The organism is Microcystis sp. CS-574 (assembly GCF_028329095.1).
Lineage (GTDB): Bacteria > Cyanobacteriota > Cyanobacteriia > Cyanobacteriales > Microcystaceae > Microcystis > Microcystis ichthyoblabe_A.
In genome coordinates this window covers 1-21,067 of the sequence record NZ_JAQMSY010000224.1, presented here as the reverse complement: position 1 = coordinate 21,067, position 21,067 = coordinate 1, and the positions used below count along the sequence as shown (strand labels likewise).

General features: G+C 40.5%; 16 protein-coding genes and 1 pseudogene. 10 read left to right on the top strand and 7 right to left on the bottom strand.

From position 1 onward, the window contains the following. Positions 1–234, top strand: a pseudogene (locus tag PN470_RS18330) (flagellar assembly protein H); the annotation flags it as partial. 127 nt (positions 235–361) lie between these two features. On the opposite strand, the gene PN470_RS18325 reads toward PN470_RS18330, so the two are convergent. From PN470_RS18325 to PN470_RS18315, 3 genes are all read right to left on the bottom strand, one after another. Next, entirely contained in the window at positions 362–3,241 is a 2,880-nt protein-coding gene (locus tag PN470_RS18325; protein WP_272104912.1) for a UPF0182 family protein, read from the bottom strand. A 145-nt stretch (positions 3,242–3,386) separates the two neighbouring features. Continuing rightward, on the bottom strand, positions 3,387–4,613 hold the full coding sequence (locus tag PN470_RS18320; protein ID WP_271937690.1) for a glycoside hydrolase family 10 protein: 1,227 nt from the start codon (positions 4,611–4,613) through the stop codon (positions 3,387–3,389). Between the two features lie 80 nt (positions 4,614–4,693). Then, a complete protein-coding gene (locus PN470_RS18315) occupies positions 4,694–5,821 on the bottom strand; it encodes an ABC transporter permease (protein WP_271937692.1) in 1,128 nt (375 codons plus the stop codon). 84 nt (positions 5,822–5,905) lie between these two features. Here PN470_RS18315 and PN470_RS18310 point away from each other — a divergent pair, with 84 nt between their 5' ends. Further along, entirely contained in the window at positions 5,906–6,841 is a 936-nt protein-coding gene (locus tag PN470_RS18310) for a 2OG-Fe(II) oxygenase (RefSeq protein WP_103112960.1), read from the top strand. Between the two features lie 67 nt (positions 6,842–6,908). Here the strand turns inward: PN470_RS18310 and PN470_RS18305 are convergent, their stop codons facing one another. After that, complete coding sequence (locus PN470_RS18305) at positions 6,909–9,107, bottom strand: transketolase (RefSeq protein ID WP_103112959.1); 2,199 nt, start codon at positions 9,105–9,107, stop codon at positions 6,909–6,911. A gap of 130 nt (positions 9,108–9,237) precedes the next feature. Here PN470_RS18305 and PN470_RS18300 point away from each other — a divergent pair, with 130 nt between their 5' ends. The 3 genes from PN470_RS18300 (at position 9,238) to PN470_RS18290 (ending at position 12,740) form a co-directional block, all read left to right on the top strand. Further along, entirely contained in the window at positions 9,238–10,731 is a 1,494-nt protein-coding gene (locus tag PN470_RS18300; RefSeq protein WP_103112958.1) for an SLBB domain-containing protein, read from the top strand. A gap of 358 nt (positions 10,732–11,089) precedes the next feature. Then, a complete protein-coding gene (locus PN470_RS18295; protein ID WP_103112957.1) occupies positions 11,090–12,049 on the top strand; it encodes an aldo/keto reductase in 960 nt (319 codons plus the stop codon). A 115-nt stretch (positions 12,050–12,164) separates the two neighbouring features. Then, complete coding sequence (locus PN470_RS18290) at positions 12,165–12,740, top strand: hypothetical protein (protein WP_002741242.1); 576 nt, start codon at positions 12,165–12,167, stop codon at positions 12,738–12,740. Here PN470_RS18290 and PN470_RS18285 read toward each other — a convergent pair. Next, the gene (locus PN470_RS18285; protein ID WP_271937699.1) at positions 12,723–14,366 is read right to left on the bottom strand and encodes a CocE/NonD family hydrolase; all 1,644 of its coding nucleotides are present in this window, start codon (positions 14,364–14,366) and stop codon (positions 12,723–12,725) included. The genes PN470_RS18290 and PN470_RS18285 overlap by 18 nt on opposite strands. Before the next feature lie 135 nt (positions 14,367–14,501). Here PN470_RS18285 and PN470_RS18280 point away from each other — a divergent pair, with 135 nt between their 5' ends. The 5 genes from PN470_RS18280 to PN470_RS18260 all read left to right on the top strand — a co-directional run bounded on the left by PN470_RS18280 (position 14,502) and on the right by PN470_RS18260 (position 19,814). Continuing rightward, entirely contained in the window at positions 14,502–16,196 is a 1,695-nt protein-coding gene (locus tag PN470_RS18280) for an ABC-F family ATP-binding cassette domain-containing protein (protein ID WP_271937701.1), read from the top strand. Positions 16,197–16,245: 49 nt separating this feature from the next. Next, positions 16,246–16,701 carry a peroxiredoxin gene (locus PN470_RS18275; RefSeq protein ID WP_002732461.1) on the top strand — a complete coding sequence of 152 codons (456 nt, stop codon included), beginning with the start codon at positions 16,246–16,248 and terminating at the stop codon, positions 16,699–16,701. Positions 16,702–17,324: 623 nt separating this feature from the next. Then, positions 17,325–17,678 (top strand): phenylpyruvate tautomerase MIF-related protein, encoded by a 354-nt coding sequence (locus PN470_RS18270; RefSeq protein ID WP_002734736.1) that lies wholly within the window; start codon positions 17,325–17,327, stop codon positions 17,676–17,678. A 367-nt stretch (positions 17,679–18,045) separates the two neighbouring features. Continuing rightward, a complete protein-coding gene (locus PN470_RS18265) occupies positions 18,046–19,158 on the top strand; it encodes a DUF262 domain-containing protein (protein ID WP_052277779.1) in 1,113 nt (370 codons plus the stop codon). Continuing rightward, positions 19,158–19,814: an MAE_28990/MAE_18760 family HEPN-like nuclease gene (locus tag PN470_RS18260; protein ID WP_272104911.1), complete on the top strand. Its 657-nt coding sequence runs from the start codon at positions 19,158–19,160 to the stop codon at positions 19,812–19,814. Before PN470_RS18265 ends, PN470_RS18260 begins: the two co-directional genes overlap by 1 nt. Positions 19,815–19,893: 79 nt before the next feature. Here the strand turns inward: PN470_RS18260 and PN470_RS18255 are convergent, their stop codons facing one another. Beyond that, positions 19,894–20,595, bottom strand: a complete 702-nt coding sequence (locus tag PN470_RS18255) for a hypothetical protein (protein ID WP_231859778.1) — start codon at positions 20,593–20,595, stop codon at positions 19,894–19,896. Between the two features lie 95 nt (positions 20,596–20,690). Then, the gene (locus PN470_RS18250; protein ID WP_334310456.1) at positions 20,691–20,978 is read right to left on the bottom strand and encodes a hypothetical protein; all 288 of its coding nucleotides are present in this window, start codon (positions 20,976–20,978) and stop codon (positions 20,691–20,693) included. Positions 20,979–21,067: the final 89 nt, after the last annotated feature.

Below are 21,067 nucleotides of genomic sequence, written 5' to 3'. Positions count from 1 at the left end.
CTTCAACAGGGTCTTCAACAGGGTCTTCAACAGGGTCTTCAACAGGGTCTTCAACAGGGTCTTCAACAGGGAGAACGTCTGGTGATAGAAAATTTATTGAAAGCTCGTTTTGGTAATTTAGACCCAGATTTGTCCGTAATCATTGATCGCATTTTATTATTACCAGTGGAGGAGTTTACCCCTTTAATACTCAATTCATCTCGCACAGAATTAATTGCCCACTTTTCCAATTAAAAGCATAACTCAATCCTTTGATGATACTGGATTTTAAAATTGGCTGATTAACCAGCGCAGGCAATTTTCTGGGCAAATTCGGGGATATTTCAGCTTTCTTGCTAATTTGTGGGCAATTAGCGGCAATTTAACTCTGATGGCCTGAGAATAACTTTTCTAAAGCTTCCTTCAAGGTTGGTTCCATGACAATTTTATTTTGATAAGCAACTGTTACTCTAGCGATTGTCGGGACACTATTTTGGTCTGCCACTAGATACAAAGGTTCTACATAAAGCAGCGATTGTTCAATGGGAATAATTAATAGGTGTCCTTGCAAAACTTTAGAACCGTCCCGATTCCAAAGGGAAATCTGTTGAGAAATATCTGGATCTTGGTTAATTAAAGCCTCAATTTGATTCGGTCCGTACACTAACCTTTGTTTAGGAAATTGATAGAGCAATAACTTACCATACTCTCTATCATCTGAACGAGCTGCCAACCAAGCGATTAAATTTTGCCGACTAGAGGGAGTATAGGGATGGAGGAGAATAAATTCTTCTTTGTCGGAATCGGGCAGTTTCATGATTAAATAATAGGGTGATACAGCCTGGGGTTCCGTGCCGTAAATTTCTAGGGGAATTTCCCATTGATCCTCCCGATTATAAAATACTTGCGGATCGGTCATGTGATAGGTTAATAATCTTTCTGCTTGGGTACTAAATAAATCTTCAGGATAACGGATATGACTGCGGAGAGTTTTCGGCATTTCTGCTAAAGATTTAAAGAGATGAGGAAAGATTTTACTCCACGTCTGAATAATTGGATCATTTTCATCGGCAACATAGAAATTCACTGTTCCATGATAGGCATCCACTACCACTTTGACCGAATTGCGAATATAGTTAAATTTATCTTTCCCCGGGTCAGAATAGGGATAGCGATCGCTGATAGTATAAGCATCAATAATCCAATGTAATTTACTACTACTATCGCCCACATCTGCCGCTACTAAATAGGGGTTGCGATCATAACTTAAAAAAGGGGCAATAGTTTGCACACGATTTTGGACATCACGACGCATTAATAAGCGAGTTTCGGGAGTAAAATCTTGGCTAAATAACATTTGCCAATCCCGCAGATAAAGGGCAAATAGCCAACGTCTCCACCCCGTCCCCACTAGGATTCCTCCCTTACCATCGTAGGTATTATAGACATTTCCATCCCCGCTAGGAAAATCCAATTCTTCTGCGGTGGTGGGAGTCATCACATAATTATTAGTTAATTCCCCGTAGTAAATGCGGGGTTTACCAATGGGAATACTATAATCAATTAATTCGCTAGAGGTTTGTAGAGCTCCTTCGTCTTTATTTGTGCCGATATCTTTGACAAAATAGTAGGGTAAACCCCCGGCAGCCACTAAATTAACTGGGGAAAGAGTGAACCCATAACCGTGGGTATAAACGAGATGTTTATTCACCCAAGTATTAGCAGAAGTGGGAACCGCACTATAATCTAATTCTCTAGCGGCAATAATGGTCTGTTGTTTTTCAGATATTTGACGTTCCTCGATTTTTTCAGGCAGTCCTACGCGTACCCGATAGCGATCGATATCAGCATCAGGGAATTTATAATATAAGCGAATTTGCTGTAATTGTCGGTTAGTTTCTAGCAGTGGTTTGGTGTCCCAAAGACGAATATTATCGATAGTTAGATGGTTTCTCTCTAAAACTTCGGCATTTAATTCGGCCTGTGGATCGAAAACTTGGGCATCAATTCTATCTAAGGAAAAAGCCGCTCTTGTGGATTGAATACTTCTTTCGATATAGGGTCTTTCTCTCACTAATTCATTCGGTTGTACGACAGTTCTTTGCAATAGTCCACTGATACTTGTGCCACTTATCCAAACAATTAAATAGAGAAATACAGGAACTAAGTAGGGGAAAAATACCAACTTTTTCTTAGTATTTTTGTATAACTTGCGACGGTCTTTTTTACCAAATAATGCTTTTTCTCCTAACCATATAGAGGTTATTCCTGCAATAATTCCCAGAATAATTTCAATAAATTGACCAACATGAACATCGATATAACCCGCACCATAAACTACCCCTTCCGGAGAGTAAAGTAGCAGGTAACGCTGAATAATATGGTGTAATACTAGCAGCCCCATTAACCCACTCCACAGGGCGTATAAATGACGCAGTTGCGGACGGGAAAACCCCAGAAATGTTCCCAGAGAAAGACTATTACCCGAAAAAAGATAGGTTAAAATAACAGCAAAAAGAGTATATATTCCCACACCACCGAGCCATAATTCTAGTAACTGCCACAGGGGTAATTGAAAGATATAAAAACCTAAATCATTCCCGTATTGAGGATCGTTAATATTGAAAGGAACACCATAAAAATATTTTAAAAAATTCGCCCACTGCCCAGCAATAATAAAAGATAGCATTACAGTAAATACTATAGATATTATTCTCAAAAAATACTCGGTTTTGATTAATAATCCCAAGACTAAAATAGCAATGATTACCCCTTGCCAAAGATTACTGGAAATATCGGTTAATACTTGCCTAATCCAAACTATTTGCAGAGGAGAACTTAGGGAAGAACTAAGGTTAGGGAGATTAAAATCTGGTGTCCAGAGACTGAGGGCTAGTTTACTGTAATACAATAACATTGACCCAATCCAAGCTCCAATTCCCGTTGTGATAATCAAAAGGCCGAGTAAATTAATACTAGGAGATTGAGGACTAAGAGGATAACTATCTTCTTTGGGTTTTTGCCAACGAAAACGCTGGGCTAAACGTAAATTAGTAAAGATAAAAAGTAGAGAAAGAATAGCACTTCCCCAACCTAATCCCAGTTGCCAAGATAATTGCTTCAGGAAAGTGTTTAAATAACCCATCTCGGTAAACCAGAGGCTATTGGCCACCACTAACACCCCCAACTCCCCGATCACAAGGCAGCCGAGAAACAGTAAAATAGGTTTAGCGATCGAGCTTCGGTTATGTCTGATCAGCATGGATAAAGTGATAAAAGAGAGTCTTCTTTCATTCTAGCGATTTTAGTTTCTCCCTGCTGCTTTTTCTTAATTTAAAGATAAACTTAAGAAACTATAGCCAGGTTAGGGCGATAATTTAGCTGAAAGTCAGCAATTTTCCCTAATTTTAGCGAGGATTAGCAGACTGGAGTATTTCCCGAAAAATCCTGCGTCGATAGGAAGGAGATTCATTGCTCATATTCCATAAAGTTTCGTAGAAAAAGAAAGAAACACCAAAATTTTTTTGTCTCGATTTTTCCACTTGTTGAGTAATATTAACCATCGGAATCGGACGACCTTTTAAACCAGATAAAATCCCAATAGCTACGGGGATAGATTCTCTAGCTTGTTGTAATTCTGGTTGGGATAATTCCAGGTCAAAGGCGTTCATATCAGTTCGATACACTTGTATTATTAATTCATCAATCAAGTTTTTTTGTTGCCATTTTTGCCAATCTAAAAGATAAAATTCTAGGGAGAAAGTGTAGGGATTAGGAGATAGGGAAATAATCGCTCTAGGTTGGTGCTTTTTAATCGTCTGGGCTAAACTATTCATGTAGTCAGTAATTTTATCGGCCCGCCATTGAATCCATGCTTTATCTTGGTAATCTTGCGGTGGTAATTGTCCCGAATGTTCCCTTTGATAGAGTTTAATTGTGGTTTCATCATAGCCAAAATCGGCGGGATAACCAAAATGGTCATCAAACTGAATTCCTTCTATATCGTAGTTAGTAATAATCTCACTGACTAAATCGGTAATAAAGTTTTGTACTTGCGGATTTAAGGGATTTAACCACACCCGTTGATGCACTTTTCCTTCCCACCAAATCACACTTTTATCCTGTCTTTGGGTTAACCAATCGGGATGTCGTTTGGCTAATTCTGAATCCGCAGGAGCCATAAAACCAAATTCAAACCAGGGAATAATTCTTAATTTTTTCCGATGACCTTGGCTAATTATTTCCTTTAAAAAGTCACGATTTTTTAAGGATTCATGGGGATCGATCGCTCGTCCTGTCACTTTTTCTGCTACCCTAGAAGGATAGAGTGTATAACCCCAATTCCAGACCGTGGGATAAATAGTGTTAAAGTTTAAATCGGCCAACCTATCAAGGGCATCTTTTAGGATTTCCGGTTTAAATAATACTTCACTATCGATATTAGTTAACCAAACTCCACGAATTTCGGGTTTTTCTTGGGTTTGATTGCTGGATTGTGCCGGATAATTAAAGGTTATCGTCATGATACAAGCAAAGATAATTAAAAATATTAACCAGCTTATTTTCCCGTATCTTTGACTATAAATCACTAAACCATCGGCGAAATTATTAAAGGTTTTACTGATTTTATTCATAATGGGAAGTGGGGGAGTGGGGAGACTTATCAGTTATCAGTGAACTGATAACTGATAACTGATAACTGATAATGGCTAAATTATCTCTCTAAATTGCGAGGATCTAGAGAATCGCGTAAACCATCACCGAGTAAATTAAAAGCTAAAACGGTGAGAATAATTAACAAAGCAGGTGGCCAAATTAACCAGGGTTGTAGAACAATAATTGAGGCATTGGTAGCCAAAGAAAGCATATTTCCCCAACTAGGATCCGGTTGTTGAATTCCCAAACCAATTAAACTTAAAACCGATTCGGCCACGATAAATCCCGGCACGGCTAACGTAGCGGAAATAATGATATAACTAGCAGTTTGGGGCAGCACATGACGCAGAATAATATAAAGAGGTTTTGCTCCCATAGCTTTAGCAGCCTGAATAAATTCCTGTTCTTTCAGGGATAAAACTTGACCGCGAATTACCCGCGCTAATCCCGACCAACTGATAAAAGAAGTAATCAGGACGATTAATAAAAAGCGCTGGGTGCTGGTTAATCCTGCGGGTAAAACCGCTGCTAGGGCTACGAGTAAATATATGCCGGGGATAGTCATTAAAACTTCCACAAAACGCATTAAAATCGCATCTAACCAACCGCCAAAATAGCCAGAAATGCCACCGACAAATAAACCAATAGGGAAAGAAATTAAAATCCCGACCAAACCGATAAATAAACTAATTCTGCCTCCGAAAATCAGGCGACTAAAACTATCGCGTCCCGATTCGTCAGTTCCCAATATATTGATTCTACCATCGCCGATGACCCCGAACAGATGGATATCAAAAGGAATACCGGGGAATAAAGTTACTTCCTTCCATTTTGGCGGCAAAGGTAGGCGAATTTGACCGAAATTATAGGTTTCACCCTGAACCAAGAGACGCAGCGGCAAGGGTTTGTTAAAATCTCTAATTAGCTTCCGCTCACCAGTTTCTATATTAATAGCACTTTGAGTGGTGGGATAGACGTGGGGGCCAATCCACTCACCCTTGTTACTTCCCGACTGCGAGCGCCAAAAGATTTCGGTGGGGGGTAGGAGAGACTGACCGGGTTGGGAGGAGTAGGGAGAGTAGGGAGCGACAAAATCCGCCGCCATTACGCTTAAATAGAAGATTAACAGTAAAACTGCTCCCCAACGAGCGAGAGGATTATCTTTGAGTTTGTGCCACCAGTCCATAGGCGATGAGGTCAATAGGAGAGTTAATCTTTATTTTGTCAGTTTGATTGCTACAATTCATCATACCAACAAAAAAGCTGTCTAATGTTTATTAATCCCCTTGTTTATGAGAAATCTCCTGTCTATCGTCAAGATTTTGAGACAGCGCAACCGTTTAAGCATTTGGTCATCGATAATTTTTTAGTGAGGGAGCAAGCGCAAATTTTGCTAGAAAATTTTCCCAGTTTTAATTCGCAAAAAGCTATTAGTGAGTTAGGAAAAGTTGGCGGGAAGGCGGTTAATGAGGATTTAATCGGTTTGGGGGGTGTTTATCAACAGTTTGGCTGCTACGTTCAAGCTCAAGAGTTTTTAGAGTTAATTTCCCAATTAACCGGTATTGATAATTTAATTCCAGACCCTAGTTTTTATGGGGGTGGAACCCACGAAAATTTACAGGGTCAAGAATTAGACCCTCACATTGATTTTAACCTCGATGAGCGTCATTGGTATCATCGCCGCTTGAATTTATTAATCTATTTAAATCCCCAATGGCAAGCAGATTGGGGAGGTAATCTAGAGTTACATTCCAATCCACGTCAACCGGAAGAAAATAAGATTAAATCTTTTGTACCTATCTTTAATCGTTGTCTTATTTTTGAAACCAATGAATATTCATGGCATGGATTTTCTCAGATTAATTTACCAGAAAATAAACGGCATTTATCGCGTAAATCTCTGTCTATCTATCTCTATACCAAAGAACGTCCGAACCAGGAATTATCACCATCTCATACAACTTTTTACATCCCGCGCCCGCTGCCAGAAAATATTCAACCCCATCAAGTTTTAAGCTCGGAAGATTACCAACAAATTAAAATTTTACTGAAAAGACGGGATGATTTAATTCGTTTTTATCAAGATAGAGAACTGAAAGAATCTCAGGATTTAGTTAGTTTAAAATCCCATATTAAGCGCTATCTATCCCTCCAATATCCTCGCCTATGGAAAATTATTAAAAGTTTACTCCGTTGGCGAAAGTGACCTGAGAAAAAATCCCTACTTTCCAATCAGAGAGAGTAGGGAATAATCAAAAAAACTAACTGGGAACTTAGCCTAATAACTGGGTAGCACGCGCAGTTAAAGCATTGGCAGTCAAACCATTATAGGCCATAATTTCCCCGGCGCTGGCGGTGGTTTCTCCCCGTTTCCAAGCGAAGACATCCCGACGCGCATTACTGCGTAACATAATCGGTTCTAACATGGCGCTTGTACCACCGGTTACTCCGATTAAAGCATCACCAGCAAAGAGACTGTCAAAACCAGCATCATCGAGGAAATTATTATCAGCTTCCGAGCTAGTTTCACTCATCACATCGCTAGGACGGTAGAGACGACGGGGATTAATTACCGAGACGATTTTTACCCCGATTCCTGCTGCTTCTAACTGTTGTGCAGACTCAAAGACGGGTAATAAAGTCATATCACCAATGACGGCAAAAACGACTTTTTTACTGCCTTCCGATTCCTGGAGAATTACGCCGCCTTTTTCTAAAGCTTGACGGGTTTGCTCAAAGCTGGTTCGCACTGGTAAAGGCGATTTACTAGCGGTGACTGTAATGCCTTTATTGCTAGTTCCTAACGCCCATTCATAGCAGACTTGAATACTGTTAGCATCGCAGGGAAAGAGAGGGAAAATATTACCATTTCGCATCATAGCAGCGAAATAATTTTCAATCTCTGGGCGTTGGTGTGTCCAACCATTACGTCCTTGCTCCAAGGCTCCGGCGGTGAATAAAGTAATAGTAGAAGGGGTGGGACGACGTAACTCGGCCATCGCTTGGGTTACAGTCTGCCAAATCGGTAAACCATTGATAGCAAAAGACTCGTAGGAACACCATAAAGTCCGCGCTCCCAAGAGAGATAAACCAACGGCTAATCCAGCACAGGCATCCTCGCTTAAAGGCTCATAAACTTGACCTTTCGGACTCTGGAAATAGGTATCATCGCTGGTGGGGTGAATAATCTTTAAACCGACGTTAATATTATTAATTCCCGAAGCGGCATTACCATCAGCATTAGTGACAACAAAATTGGGGTCAGCTTTACCCACAGCTACCACTAATTCCCCCATAGCAGTGGTGGCCACTTTTTTATCTCCACCCACAGTATATTCGGTCATCGGTAAGGTTCCTAAATCCGGCAGCGGGAAGACTTTTTCCGTTACCACTGTTTCCGCTGCCGGACCCCCTCCAGAGCGCTCGAAATTAGTACGAACAATTGCCCAAGCTTCAGGGAGTAAAGCGCGTTCTTGTAAGGCAGCAACGATATAATCTTTTTCTAGAGAATCTCCCGGATAAAGATTATGGGAAGCCGCTCCCCGTTTGTGAACTCCCGCCCCTTTCAGTTGTTTAATAATGATCACCGTTAGTTTACCACCTAGGGCTAATTGGGCGGCTTTATCCGTGGCTATTAACACCGCTTTCATGAACTCCAGACGCTGGTTAAAAGAGAATTTGGTGCTATCTACATATTCCCCATTTTGATTAGCATCATCGAAGTCTTTAGCATTAATAAGAATCACTTCCTCGAAACCATTACCGCGCCAATAGGCTTCCATTTCGGCGTTAGTTTTCAGGGACACCATGCTATGGTGTTCTTGGGAATAGCCATTCCAGACTAAAATCGGCAGAAAATTGGTAATTTCGGGATAAGCAGTGTGAAAATGACCAAAACTACTCATGATGTAGGGTTCTCCTAAACCACCATCCCCGATAGTCACAGGGAAAAGGGTATTAGGGTGTAATTTGGCCGCCGCCATGGCGAAATGTTGGCCTTGGCCCAAAGGACCAGCCGGCCCGAGCAGTCCGGGGATTTGTCCAGAAAGATGCCCTAAAAGTCCGTGTTTTTCCCGAAAACGTTCTCCCAATTCCCTGACGTTGCTGATGCCCATGGCTTCGAGAGAGCGATCGAGAAAGACGTTACTATAAAAACCGGGGGCATGATGGCCCACTTCGGTGAAAATATTTTTCTGGCCTAACATCATCAAAGAGGCAATTACGTCGGCAGCGCTGGCAAAACCGCCGGGGTGTCCCGATTCTTTGGTAGCGGTGATTTGTAGGGTGAGGTAACGCAAAGCATCGGCGGCTAGGAGGGTTTGATAGATAGCATTTGGGTCATTAGGAGCAATAATAGCAGTTTTTCCCTCAGCGATAGCGGCTTTTCCTGCATATTTATCAAATTCGGGTAAGGAAGTCCCAAAATATTTTATCCCTTGACAAAAATCGGGAATTGTGCTAGTAGCTGTCATAAAATTAATATACCCCTTTACATACAGGCAATCATTAAAACTATCTTACAGTTAGCGGTAACTCTCGATAGATGCGAGATTGCAGGGGTTTTCCATAGGCGATCGACTATTTGTGCTACACTGATCGCCAATGTTAGCAATAAAATTAATCCTATTGATCATGTTAAATAGCAGCCAATTACAGCATTTAATCAGCAAATCACTGCGTTATCTATTAATTATCGGCACTATTGCCCCTCTAACTTCCTTAGAGGCTCGCCCAGTCCAAGCTACTCCTCCTAGTAGTGCTGCACCCCCTAAAGAAGCAATTGCCCCTATCCCCGCAGAAAGCAAAGAGTACACCCTAGGAGAAGGGGATAAAGTCCGCGTCACCATCTACCAAGTCGCGGATTTAAGCGGCGATTTCCTTGTTTTAGCCGATGGAACCCTAACTTTACCTCTGATTGGTAGCGTCAAAGTGGAAGGAATGACCGTCACCGAAGCCAGCCAAACCCTCGCCAAACGTTACACCACCTATCTCAAACGTCCCGTGGTTACTGTTAGCGTTCTCACCCCCCGGCCTCTGCAAATCGCCATCGCGGGGGAAGTCAATCGTCCGGGTACTTATACAATTAACCCCGAACAAAGCCAAAAAACGCCCCTATTGACCGAAATAATCCGGCAAGCGGGGGGAGTGACTACGGTGGCCGATATTGGTCAAGTTCAAATCCGACGCAACCTCAAGGGACAAGAACAGCTGATTCAAGCCAATCTCTGGCAATTAATCCAAAAAGGCGATACAACCCAAGATATTAGCCTTAGAGATGGTGATAGCATTGTTATTCCCACTAAAACGACCCTTAGTGTCGGGGAAGTCAATCAATTAGCCGATGCCAATTTTGGACTAGATAGCGATCGAGAAATTAATGTTACTGTGGTGGGAGAAGTTTATCGCCCAGGGTCCTATCGTATTGTCCCCACTGCCAACAATAACAATAATAATGACCTAGATCGCGGCGGCACCAAGAAACCGGCCCGACTAACCCAAGCTATCGAACAAGCGGGAGGCATCAAACCCCTCGCCGATATCCGACAGGTGCAAGTGCTGCGTTATACTCGTGACGGTTCCCAGCAGAAAATCCCGGTAGATCTGTGGAGTTTGCTCGATAAAGGTGATATGACCGGCGATATCTTTCTTCAAGAAGGGGATACGGTGATTATCCCCACCGCGACTGAAATCTCGGCCAAAGAATCGGAAACCCTTGCATCGGCCAGTTTTGCCCCTAAAACCATTAACGTGAAAGTGGTCGGGGAGGTGAAAAAACCGGGGACAATTGAAGTTCCCCCCAATACCCCTCTCAATCAGGCAATTTTAACCGCAGGAGACTTTGATAAGCGTCGGGCCAATCAGTCCACAGTGGAATTAATTCGTCTCAATCCTAACGGAACCGTCACCAAAACCTCAATTAACGTCGATTTTTCCCAGGGTATCAACGAGAAAACTAACCCGATTCTCCGCAATAATGATGTGGTGGTGGTTCATCGTAGCAATCTGGCCTCTGCCACCGACACCCTCGGCACGGTTTTAAGTCCCTTTACCGGTCTGACAGGCTTTTTCAACGGATTTTTAAATCTTTTACGTTAAAAAAGTTTACTTTACCCGGATGTCATTAGCTAAGTAATCGAGCTAATAATAGATATAGAAACGGCGAAAAGTCGTGAGCGGTCACGGCTTTTCTGCTCAATAGACTCAGGAAAGAAAACTATGATTTTTCTCCTTACTCTAGCCCTAATCTCCCTGTCGATTAGCTACAATGTTCACGGCGAAATAATTAGCCTCAGTACCTGCTTATTGGGTCTTTTTTGTGGCTTATTAAGTTTGTTCTTTACACCCCTACTGGTAAAGGTTTTTATCCTTGTCACTTTAGTCCTCTTTAGCTGAGATTTTAAACCCTAAACTCGACTAAAACCCTAAGCATACTTAACCCATCAAAAAAACTGTTATGCAAAAACGCTATCTCGGTCAGACTAATATAGAAATTACTCCCCTTCTCGTGGGTACTTGGCAAGCAGGAAAAAAGATGTGGGCAGGTATTGAAGATAAGGAAAGTATTAGGGCTATTCGTGCCGCTTTTGAGGCAGGAATTACCACTATAGATACAGCCGAAATCTACGGGGAAGGTCACTCGGAATCGATTGTCGCTCAAGCTTTGGCCGATGTGCGAGAACAGGTAATTTATGCCACCAAAGTTTTTGCTAATCACCTTAAATATGAGCAAGTTATCGCAGCTTGTGATCACTCTTTAAAAAACCTCCAAACTGATTATATCGATCTTTATCAAATTCATTGGCCTAGTGGCTCATGGAACACGGAAATAGTGCCTATTTCTGAAACTATGGCTGCTCTTAATTATCTGAAAGCACAGGGAAAAATTCGTGCTATAGGGGTTTCCAATTTCTCCCGCTCTCAACTGGAAGAAGCTCGTCAATACGGCAGAATTGAGAGTATTCAACCTCCCTATTCTCTCTTTTGGCGCTCGGTAGAAAAGGAAATTATGCCCTATTGTATAGACAATAATATTTCTATTCTGGCCTATTCTCCCCTTGCCCAAGGTTTATTAACAGGAAAATTTAGAAACGGTTATCAGTTGGCAGCAGAGGATCATAGAATTAAAAATAAACTCTTTCATGGCGAAAACTTTCAGAGGGTACAAGCGGCTTTAAATCAATTAGAACCGATTGCTAACCGCTATCATTGTTCCCTAGCTCAATTATCTCTGGCTTGGTTAATCAAGCAACCTCAAACTAATGCAATTGCTGGGGTAAGAAATGCCGCTCAAGCAGTTAATAACGCTCAAGCAATGACAATTAATTTAATCCCAGAAGACCTAAAATTAATTGATAATATCGGTAAACAGGTAACTGATTTCTTAGATGATAATCCTGTGCTGTGGGATTTTTAAAAATTATGCTATGCAGCAGTTGTCCTAAGGGTGAGGATAGAAGTTTTGGTTAATTCTCAGGAAAAAGCCTGTATAATGATGGCTATAGTCCGATTCTTACCGCAGGATTATCCCTATGGCTAAATCGAAAAAACACAATCTGCAATGGATTAAAGAAACCCTCGACTTAAATCCGGATCATAACTGGAAATCTAGTCCGGGTAACAGTATTTTTGTAGCTGGTCGCGGTGCAGTTCGCTTTGAAGTTCCTCAAGATTGGCATTTTGAACCCGATGATAATTCCTTTCGTTTTTTAGATAGAAAACCCCCCGATGATGATTGTCGTTTAGAGGTTTCCTATAATTTACTTCCCCCCGGAGATTGGAAAGAATTACCCCTAAAAGGAATGGTCAAAAAGTTAGCTCGTGAAGATAGCCGCAATCCTCACGAAATCGGCGAAGTTATCCAAGAAAAACGTCAAACTGTCCGCATTGTTTGGGTGCAAATTCAATTCATCGACCCCCAAGAAAATCGTCCCGCTTATTCGCGCATTGCCGTGGGTATTGGTTCCGGGGTTCAATGTTTAATTACTATGGATTATTGGGTCGATGATGCGGACAAATTCACCCCCGTCTGGGATACGGTTATCTCCTCGCTGGTGTTAGGTTTATACATTCGTGATCCCCGCAGCGGTTTAGCTTTCCCCGACTAAAGGTAATAGCAATTTTGCAGGAAAATTTCCTTGACAAAAAACCTTAATTGTGATAATAGAAAAATCGATCGCTCGACTCTGGTGGGGATAGCTGCCGGTCCCCGCATTGACGGGATGTGCAGGAAAGCAAGAGGCACTGAGACTCAAACGCAAGCTATGACCTTGAGGAATAGTGATAAAAGTAGCCTGCATGGCCATATTTAGGGATGATTCGGGATTATTTACCCGTTTATAACCCTGAGTGATATTAAAAACTCGACCATCGGGGGTAACTTGAGAAACCACCGCACAGATATCGAAACTAACCGCGTCTGCTTGACAATAACAATCCAGACGGGGACTACCCAAAATCGTTAAATCCTTCTCTAGGGGGGGAGAAGTGTAGGTAATCACATCACTGCGACAGTCTAGCATGGTGCGGTCGAATATTCCCCCCGGTAGGGCGCTATGACCTCCTAAAGATGGCACCGGTCGCCAAGGATCGTGAACGATGGTATCCTCGATCGCAGGTTCTAACAAAATCGCGCTTAATTTCCCCTCATCCTCGCGCAGATTGGCTAAACCCTGACTAGCAAGATAATAAATTTGCTGATTTTCTGTGGAAAAATTTTCCAGATATTGCCATTGATTAGACCCCATTTGAAATAGATACAGGGGAGGATTTTTAAATAACTCCGTTTCCTGACCTTTTAAGAAATAATCAAACCATTGCAGCTGCATTTTATCCACAGGACTAATTGCCTCTTGACCATAATCTATCTCTCCTACTTTTCTCCCCCAGGGTAGATGAGTCCAAGGACCAATAATTAGTCGTTGGGGATAGATAGAACGCACTTGCATTTCTTGGTATAAACTCAAAGTTCCCCGGAGATGAGGATCGAACCAACCCCCGATATGTAACATCGGCAAATCGATATTTTTTAAAAGGTGTTGCGGTGATAAATTTTGCCAATAGTCATCGGGAAGATAACGAGTAATCCAATCGTGATAAAAAGAATCGGCGGCTAAATCCTGTAAAATTTGGGGAGAGGCAGCAACAGGATCAAAAAGGGGTAAATTTCGGGAAGCTGCCCAGAGTTTTTGATAGGCAGTTTCGTCCCCTTTTAATCTAGCTGTTTCCGCAGCTAATTGTATTGACCAAGCGAGATTATATTGTAAATTAAATGCTTCATTTTCATAACCCCAATCTCGATATAAATCGTGAGCAATCATCGCTGGGCAAATAGTTTTTAAAGCACCATGACCATTAGCAGCCGCATATAATTGGGTCATTCCCTGATAGGAAAAACCATACATTCCCACCACACCCGTATTATTAGGAATAGTTAAAACCCATTCAATAGTTTCTAATCCGTCGCTAATTTCATGGGCAAATAAATTAAAATTTCCCGTCGAGTTTCCCCGTCCCCGCACATCCTGAATTACTACAATATAACCCTGACGTGCATACCAGCTAGGATGGGCATAAACCACCGTGGAAGCGATCGCTTTTCCGTAGGGTTGTCGCATTAGTAAAATGGGAAAAAATTCCCTACTATCGGGACGATAAATATCGGCAGCTAAACTAATTCCATCTTTGGTGATGAAACTAGCTGTTTCTTTTTTTATGGGGTAGGGATTAAACATTATTATCTCTTTCAGATAAAAAATACTGTCAGGTGGCTCAATCGAGAAAACTTGACCAAGACTAGATAAAGCTTAACTAAATGTTACAATAAAGACGGACTGCCTCAACTGCCTAGGACTGGAGAAAAATCAGCGATGCTACGACTAGAGAAAATTAGTAAGATTTACCCGACGGGAGAAGTGTTAAAAGATGTCACTTGGGAAGTAAAAACTGGCGATCGCATCGGGTTGGTGGGAGTCAATGGGGCCGGAAAATCCACCCAACTGAAGATTATTATGGGGGAAGTGGAACCCACCGCCGGGGAGATCATCCGTCCTACCAGTCTCCATATCGGCTATCTTACCCAAGAATTTGAAGTGGATCCCCGTCGGACGGTACGCGAGGAATTTTGGACGGTGTTTCAAGAAGCGAATCAAGTCCACCATCAACTAATAGAAATTCCCCAGCAGATGGAAAAAGCTGATCCTGAAGAATTAGATCGCTTAATTCATCAATTGGATCGCTTACAAAGACAATTTGAAGGGTTAGATGGTTACGGATTAGAAGCACGCATCGAGAAAATTTTACCAGAAATGGGCTTCACTGTTGATGACGGCGATCGCTTGGTAAGTTCTTTTAGTGGTGGTTGGCAAATGCGGATGAGTTTAGGTAAAATTCTCCTGCAAACTCCCGATATTTTACTCCTCGATGAACCGACTAACCATTTAGACTTAGAAACCATTGAATGGTTAGAAAAATTCCTCAAGGATTTAACCACTCCCATGGTCATAGTGTCCCACGACCGGGAATTTCTTGATCGCCTCTGTACCAAAATTGTCGAAACTGAAAGGGGAGTTTCTACCACTTATTTAGGTAATTATTCTGCCTACCTACAGCAAAAATACGAACAACAATCCGCTCAGTTAAGTGCCTACGAACGTCAACAAAAAGAACTAGAAAAACAGCAAGTTTTCGTCGATCGGTTCCGGGCCAGTGCCACCCGTAGCACCCAAGCAAAAAGCCGGGAAAAACAATTAGAAAAGGTGGAAAAAATTGAAGCACCAATCGCTGATGTGCGTACCTTAAAATTCCAGTTTCCTTCAGCAGTGCGTAGTGGTCGAGAAGTGGTAACGATTAAAAATCTTGTTCACATTTACGATGATAAAATTCTCTTTTTGGGAGCCAATCTGGAAATAGAAAGGGGCGATCGAGTGGCGTTTTTAGGCCCCAATGGTGCGGGAAAATCGACGCTTTTACGCTTAATTGTTGGGTTAGAAGCTCCCACAGAAGGCTCGATCGAAATCGGTAAACATAACGTTATTCCTAGTTATTTTGAGCAGAACCAAGCGGAAGCTTTAGACCTAACTAAAACTGTTTTAAATACCATTCATGATGAAGTTCCCGATTGGAAAGATGTGGAAGTTCGCAGTCTTTTGGGGCGATTTTTATTCAGTGGGGAAACGGTATTAAAAAAAGTAGAATCCTTGAGTGGTGGCGAAAAAGCACGTCTTGCTTTAGCCAAGATGTTACTTGCTCCCGCTAACTTATTAATTCTCGATGAACCCACTAATCACCTCGATATTCCCGCCAAGGAAATGTTAGAATCGGCTTTAAAAGTTTATGAAGGCACGGTTTTAATTGTTTCCCATGATCGTTATTTTATCTCCCAGGTAGCTAACAAAATTGTCGAGATTCGGGATGGTGAATTAATTGTCTATGCGGGAGATTATCACTATTATCTAGAAAAACTAGACGAAGAAAAACAAAAAGCCGAACAAAAACGCATTGAAGCCGAAAAAGCGGCCAAAGCTGCCGCTAAACGCGCTAAACAAAAGGCCAAAAAAGGTTAGAATGTAAAGTATCACCCTATCCACGATTATCTATTCATTAATTAATCTTATGGCAGCTATAAAAGTAGGCGATCGAGTTCCTAATTTTTCTCTCCCCTCCCAAACAGGGACAACGGTTAATATCAGCGATTTAATCGGTAAAAAATCCCTGGTCATTTATTTCTATCCCAAAGATGACACCCCGGGTTGTACCGCAGAATCCTGCGCTTTCCGCGATAGTTACGAAGTGTTTACCGATGCAGGTGCGGAAGTTATTGGGATTAGTGCCGACAGTCCCCAATCTCATCAACAATTTGCCCAAAAATATAATCTTCCCTTCACCCTTTTAAGTGATAGCGATAACCGAGTGCGGAAATTATTCGGTGTTCCCGCTACCTTATTTGTCCTCCCCGGACGAGTTACCTATATCATTGATAAAGAGGGAATCGTCAGACATATTTTTGATTCTATGTTAGATTTTAAGGCTCACGTTACCGAATCTTTGAACACAATTAAATCTTTTTAGGTTGATGATCACGAAAGAAATCCCGATCAGATAATTACTTGGGAAGAAATTAAAACATCTATCCGATAATTGTGCTGATTCTGACTAAAAAATACGCCAATTAAAGTCTGAATTGCTGCTTCTCCTCTGGTTTTGGCTGATCGCTTATGGATCAAAACTGATCTTAAAACAGAGGAGGAAAAACCACGGTTCTCAACTTAGTTGGGGTTTAACTAGGAGGATTTTTATGCCAAGTAAAATAAAAAGTTGCTCCTTCACCTGCTTGAGATTCTATCCAAATTGTACCTCCTTAACTGTCTTTAGAGACTAGATAGTGATCGGTTGTTCTCCTCGGTTTTAGCCAGCGTCAACCATCGCCAACGTTGATATGTTCTGCTTGTGGAAAAGCTTGCTCAGAAGTGGCAACCCTTTCTAAAAAACAGAAGGGATCACAGTCATCTAATTGAGATAAATTATCAAAACAATCATCGATCGCTTTTCTGGATAAAAAAGGTACTTATAGCGGTTCTCACACCTGTCTGGTAAACTTAAACCTTTGCTGATTAAGCTTTTTAACATCGATAATGTACCTCTTGCGAACAGGAAACGCTATATTATAGAAAAATATTGCTGAGATTTTTCCTATGCCTCTAATTAAAATTCAAACTTCTGTCACCTCCCTCGATGATGAGACAGTTAATCAACTTTTGCAGAGTCTTTCGGCTAAATTAGCTAAACATCTGGGAAAACCCGAATCCTATGTGATGACAGCTTTAGAATCGGGGATAAAAATGACTTTTGCTGGCACTTTTGAGCCAGTGTGTTATGTGGAGATTAAAAGCGTTGGTTCTATTTCCGCCGCTCAAACTAAAAGCATGAGTAGTGATTTTTGTCAAGAAATTGAGGCTTATTTAGGAATACCGAAAAATCGCATTTATCTAGAATTTGCCGAGGCGAAAGGTGATCTTTGGGGATGGAATGGCACTACTTTTGGCTAATTTATGCCAAAATTATCGGAGATAGGGCTTATTTTAACTCTCTGGTTAAGATTTTTGCCTGTTCAATCCAAGCTAACATCACCGCAATATCGGGACATAAATCGCGTCTTTGCAGATTAGCCACCTGAAAATTGATGTTTGTGCCAATTGCGGGGATGAGCCTTTTTCTGTCAACTCTTGAGGTTGACGCGTTTCATTTTTGAATTGGCGGATGGTATTAAAGTAGAATATAGGGATTATACTAAGTATAGAAAAATTACAGCTTTGTTTCTAAAGATGAAGTGTAACCTAATTTGGTATCGAATCCTGACGACCGGCTCCCCAAAACGAAAACTTTGTACTTCACCATTAAGATAACTGCTATAAGATGAATTTATTAGAAGAAGTTAAGGCAAAAACTAAAGAATTTCGTACCGATAACTATCCTATGTCAATCGGAGAGATTATTAGTCTTTATAATAACAAAGAAATGACAATTAATCCAGATTTTCAAAGATATTTTCGTTGGACAATAGCCCAAAAAAGCCGATTCATAGAATCGATACTATTAGGAATTCCTATTCCCTCTATTTTTGTCTATCAGAGAGAAGAAGATAGTGTTTGGGAATTGGTGGATGGATTACAAAGGATTTCAACAATTTTGGAATTTGTTGGCGATTTAAGAGATGAGGACGATGAAACTAAGAAAAAACCGAAACTGGTGCTTCAAGGTACTAAGTTATTACCTAGCTTAAACGGAGTTATGTGGGAAGGTGCAGAGGAAGGAGAGTATAATTTGCCCCCATCTCTAAAAATAGATTTCAAAAGAGCGAAAATACAGGTTCAGATTATCCAAAAAGAATCGGATAAAAATGCTAAGTTTGAAGTTTTTGATCGTTTAAATACCGGTGGCTCTTTTTTATCTTATCAAGAGGTGCGTAATTGTCTTTTGATTATGCTAGATAAAAGCCTATATAAGTGGTTAGAAGACTTGGCAGAAAATGAGAACTTTAAAAATTGTATTTCCCTATCCGAGCGATTAAGACAAGAACGCTACGACTTGGAACTAATTCTTAAATATTTTGCCCTGTCTTCTCCCACATTTGATCCAAAATCATTGAACAAAAAAGAGGTTAATGAATATTTGACTGACTATCTGATAGAATTATGCAATTCCACCACTTTTGATCGTGTGTTAGAGCAAGAAAAATTCGCTAAAATGTTTTTATTGCTTGATCAAGCGACGAATGAAGATACTTTTACCAAATATGATGGAACAAGATTTAAGGGTAAATTTCTCGATTCTGCTTATGAAGCGATCACCACAGGATTACGAGAAAATATTGATGATTACTCTACTCAAGATATTGAACTGCTAAGAACAAAAATTCAGGAAATGTGGTCAGAATCTGACTTTATTTATAACATCGGTACGGGATCGAGAGCTAGAACTAGAATGCTCAAAATGATTGAATTTGGCAAAAAATATTTTAAAAAGTAATGAGTAAAGATAATAGAACTATCGAAATTCTCCAGAAAAACTTAGATGAAGATATGGCATGGCGAATCAGAGAACTTAGTATTTTAAAAACTAAAATTCCTCCACAAAAAGGAACTGAGCAAGATGTATTAATTAGAGCCGGAATAACCACTCTCTATGCCCATTGGGAAGGTTTTATTAAATATGCAGCAGAATGTTATTTGCAGTTTGTTTCCTTAAAAAAATTAAATTATCATGAACTGGATTACTGTTTCGTTGCCCTTAGTTCTAGAAAATCTATAAATGAGTTAATAAAAACCAATAAATTTAAGTTACAAAAAGAGATGATCAAAAATTTACTTGATAACCTAGAAAATAAAGCTTATATACCCTACGAAAATATTATTAACACCAAATCTAATCTCAATTTTGAAGTTTTCACTGATATCTGTACTATTCTAGGAATTGATGATAGTGATTATCAACTGCGGCAGAAAGCTATTGATGAACAACTTCTCACCCCAAGAAATAAAATTGCTCATGGCAAGTATTTAACTATCGATTATGAAGAATACATCAATACTTATAATTTAGTAATTAAATTAATCAGAGATTTTAAAGATGATCTATTAAATGCCGCCGTGACAGAACAGTATAAAAAAGTCAAAAGTATATAGGGTTAATACTAAATCCGTTGAGTATGCGCTACATATCAGAACAGGCACTCATGCAAGAGACAAAAGGGGAAATAAATAATCAGTTTTTAATAACCGGATTTAGTATGACTCCATCACTATCAAGAACTGTTCCAATAGTGGCAAGAGACGAAGTGACTAATCGGAGTAACTTGTCTTTTGTCTCTGCCAAATTCTTATCTTCTGTATTGCGCTGTAAACTTTGAGTATTATAAATTTTTTTAATTAATTCTTCACCAGCAGAAAAAACATTACTATCTGAATATTTGGTTGTCCTGGCTTCTTCAAAAAATATATTAATTCCCTCTGACCATTCAGCTTTTAACTCTGAGTCATCTACTTGCTCTAATAGATTATTACTAAGAGATTGAAGTTCTTGAAGCTGCGTTTTGACATGAGGTGCTTTCGCATAAATTCTTCCCCAAGTGGCCAAAAAATCAAAAGTTTGTTCGGCAATTAAAGGGGTTCCGTCCGCAAGACTAACTTTAAAAAAAGCGTCGAGGGCAGGGGCAAGAAGCGCAAAAATTGGTAATTCCCAACTATTGACAGAAGCGGTAAGAACAAGTAGGCTGATTCTAGATGGACTATCAGGGGGAATACTATTGCGAGATAAAATTGACGCAATAAATAACCAAACAACCTCATTGTTAATCTCGCTGTCATTCTGTAGAAGCTTACGTCCCAATACCCCTAAGCCGATTTCTGAAGCTTTGATCGATCCCAGTGCCAACAGATCTGCAAACTCTCTAACATGACTATCCACCCTTCTCAGATTGCCGAAAGCTCTATCAATTTCTTCTCTAGCGTTATCACTATCGCCAGAGTCTAAAAATTGTTGTACTCTTCTAAGCATCGTTGTCATTCTGTTTGGGGCGAAGGGATAAAGGTAAGACCACTGCGAATTTCAATATCTACACGGGCGTTTTTAGTTTTACGTTTAGAATCCTGAAATGAGTGCGGTTGTGCCTCTGGAGTGACACCACCTTGCTCACTAGCATTTGTAACAAAGCGTTCAGCTTTTCTAAAAGCTTGTTTCCGTTCCTCTCGTTGACATTCGCTGCATTGCCCTTTAATGTTAGCAAGAAATAATAATCCTGGCTCTTCGGGAATTGTTATGCGAATAATTAACTTAAAATAAAATTCGATGAGAGTACCTAAGCTCAAAAGTAGCTGAAATCCATACAGGGAAGGACTTAAGGCACAAACAGGTTAATGCCAAAAGATAGACAATTAAG